Annotated in this window: 3 protein-coding genes; all 3 read left to right on the top strand. The window is 60.8% G+C overall.

The window, feature by feature from the left end:
* Positions 1 to 993: dTDP-glucose 4,6-dehydratase (gene rfbB / locus F7D08_RS09680; RefSeq protein WP_152210427.1), on the top strand; the 993-nt coding region annotated here is incomplete at its 5' end.
* Between the two features lie 109 nt (positions 994 to 1,102).
* The gene (locus F7D08_RS09675; RefSeq protein ID WP_152210426.1) at positions 1,103 to 2,557 is read left to right on the top strand and encodes a sugar nucleotide-binding protein; all 1,455 of its coding nucleotides are present in this window, start codon (positions 1,103 to 1,105) and stop codon (positions 2,555 to 2,557) included.
* 113 nt (positions 2,558 to 2,670) lie between these two features.
* Positions 2,671 to 3,020, top strand: a 350-nt coding sequence (locus F7D08_RS09670) for a sugar nucleotidyltransferase (protein WP_152210428.1), incomplete at its 3' end; no start/stop codon positions are given.

The raw sequence follows: 3,020 nt of genomic DNA, 5'->3' as shown, positions 1-3,020 counted from the left end.
ATTATTGTGACTGGTGGTTGTGGTTTCATCGGTTCGAATTTCGTTCATTACGTGTATAACAATCATCCGGACGTGCATGTGACGGTCCTGGATGCGTTGACGTATGCGGGCAATCTGGAGAACATCAAGGGTATTCTTGGTGATCGGGTGGAGTTCGTGCATGGCAACATCTGCGACGCGGAGCTGCTGGACAGGCTGGTTCCCGGTCATGACGCGATCGTGCACTACGCGGCGGAGTCTCATAACGACAACAGCATCGCGAACCCGGAGCCGTTCCTGAGGACGAACGTGGAGGGCACGTTCCGTCTCCTGGAGGCGGCCCGCAAGTACGATGTCCGCTACCATCACGTGTCCACGGACGAGGTGTATGGTGACCTGGCGTTGGATGATCCGGCGAAGTTCACGGAGGAGACCCCTTACCATCCCTCCAGCCCGTACAGCTCGACGAAGGCGTCGTCTGATCTGCTGGTGCGCGCCTGGCATCGCACGTTCGGCATCCGCGCCACGATCAGCAACTGCAGCAATAATTATGGTCCGTACCAGCATGTGGAGAAGTTCATCCCGCGTCAGATCACGAACATCCTGGACGGCATGCGTCCGAAGCTGTACGGCAGGGGCGAGAACGTGCGCGACTGGATCCACACGGACGACCACTCCACGGGCGTGTGGACCATCCTGACGAAGGGCCGCATCGGCGAGACGTACCTGATCGGCGCGAACGGGGAGAAGAACAACATCACCGTGCTGCGCATGATCCTCAAAATGATGGGCCAGGACGAGGACGCGTTCGACTGGGTCAAGGACCGTCCTGGCCACGACCGCCGCTACGCGATCGACTCGACCAAATTGCAGACCGAGTTGGGCTGGAGGCCGAAGCACACGGACTTCGAATCCGGCCTGGAGCGGACCATCGAATGGTATACGGAGAACCGCGCCTGGTGGGAGCCGGCGAAGGCCGCCACCGAGGCCAGGTACAAGCAGCAAGGACAGTGATTCCCGGGGAGGGGATGCCGGGTGTTTTCCCGGGTCCCCTCCCTTCGTGTTTTCGGCCGTGGCCGGTCGTGCTCGTATATGGGATCGTGTGAAAGGAAAGGATTGATTGATGTCGTTTGAGTTTGAGAAGGATTTGAAGGTCACGGAGACGAACATCCCGGGTTTGCTGGTGTTCGATCTGCCGGTGCATGGGGACAACCGTGGCTGGTTCAAGGAGAACTGGCAGCGCCAGAAGATGATGGCGTTGGGTCTGCCTGATTTCGGCCCGGTGCAGAACAACATCAGCTTCAACGCCACCAAGGGCGTGACGCGTGGCATCCACGCGGAGCCGTGGGACAAGTACATTTCGATCGCGGCGGGCGAGATCTTCGGCGCGTGGGTGGACCTCAGGCCGGGCGACTCGTTCGGCCAGGTGTTCACGACCCGCTTGGACCCGTCGAAGGCGATCTATGTGCCGCGTGGCGTGGGCAACAGCTTCCAGGCTTTGCAGGATGGGACGGTGTACACCTACTTGGTGAACGCGCATTGGAGCCTGGAACAGAAGAAGACCTACACGTTCGTGAACCTCGCCGACCCGGAGCTGGACATCCGGTGGCCGATCCCCCTGGAGGAGTCGGAGCGTTCCGAGGCTGATCTGCATCATCCGATGTTGAGGGATGCGAAGCCCATGAGCCCGAAGCGTACGTTGGTGACGGGTTGCAACGGCCAGCTGGGGCATGCGATCCGCGCGTATGCGGAGGCGCACCATTTGCAGGGCTTCGAGTACACGGATATCGACGAGTTCGATTTCTCCGACCCGGCCGCGTACGGCAAGTATGATTGGAGCCTGTACGGGACGATCATCAACGCGGGCGCCTTCACGGCGGTCGACAGGGCCGAGACCCGTGAGGGCCGTCCGATCGCGTGGAAGGCGAACGCCGAGGGCCCGGCATTGCTGGCCAGGGTGGCCAGGGACCATCACATCACGCTGGTGCACGTGTCGAGCGACTACGTGTTCGACGGCACTGCCGAGGAGCATACGGAGACGGAGGCGTTCGCCCCGTTGGGCGTGTACGGACAGACCAAGGCGGCGGGTGACATCGCGGTGTCGAACGCGCCGGAGCATTACATCCTGCGTTCCAGTTGGGTGATCGGCGAGGGGCACAACTTCGTGAAGACCATGATGACGCTCTCCAACCGTGTGGCCGACGAGAACGATGGCTTGAACGAGGTGACGGTGGTGGACGACCAGTACGGGCGTCTCACGTTCACCAGGGACATGGCGGAGGCGATCTTCCACCTGCTCGACTCGCACGCCCCGTACGGGACCTACAACCTGACCGGCTCCGGTGCGGTGAAGAGCTGGGCGGATATCGCCCGTGAGGTGTTCGACCTGACGAACGGCAACGGCGACAGGGTGAAGCCGATCAGCACCGCGGAGTACTTCGCGAACGCGAAGAACCCGGTGTCCCCGCGTCCGACCCATTCCGCCCTGGACCTGTCGAAGATCAGTGAATCCGGCTACATGCCCGCCGACTGGGAGGACAGCCTCAACGCATACGTCAAGAAGGAACTCGACAAGTAGAAACTGTTGATTCCCGTGTGAAAACCGCGCAGAAGACTCTGTGCGGTTTTCTGTTTTGGGGCGGTATTGGCTAAGCTGGATACGCTTGTATGAATATGGAGAAAGCAGGTCTCATGAAGGGCATTATCCTCGCTGGCGGTTCGGGCACTCGACTCTATCCGCTCACGACGGTGACGTCGAAGCAGTTGCTGCCGGTATATGACAAGCCGATGATCTACTACCCGCTGAGCGTGCTGATGATGGCCGGTATTCGTGACATTCTGATCATCTCCACGCCGAAGGACCTGCCCAACTTCGAGAAGCTCCTCGGCAATGGCGAGCAGTACGGCGTGCATTTCAGTTATAAGGTGCAGCCCAGTCCGGACGGCCTGGCCCAGGCGTTCATCCTCGGCGAGGAGTTCATCGCCGGCGAGCCCTGCGCCCTCGTGCTCGGCGACAACATCTTCTACGGCAACGGCCTCGG

Origin of the sequence: Bifidobacterium cebidarum (assembly GCF_009193305.1) — a bacterium.
Classification (GTDB): domain Bacteria; phylum Actinomycetota; class Actinomycetes; order Actinomycetales; family Bifidobacteriaceae; genus Bifidobacterium; species Bifidobacterium cebidarum.
This window is presented reverse-complemented; position numbering and strand designations above follow the sequence as displayed.

Excerpts from the sequence above, each read along its gene's own strand:
- F7D08_RS09675 (WP_152210426.1), top strand. The coding sequence starts at position 1,103 with ATGTCGTTTGAGTTTGAGAAGGATTTGAAGGTCACGGAGACGAACATC.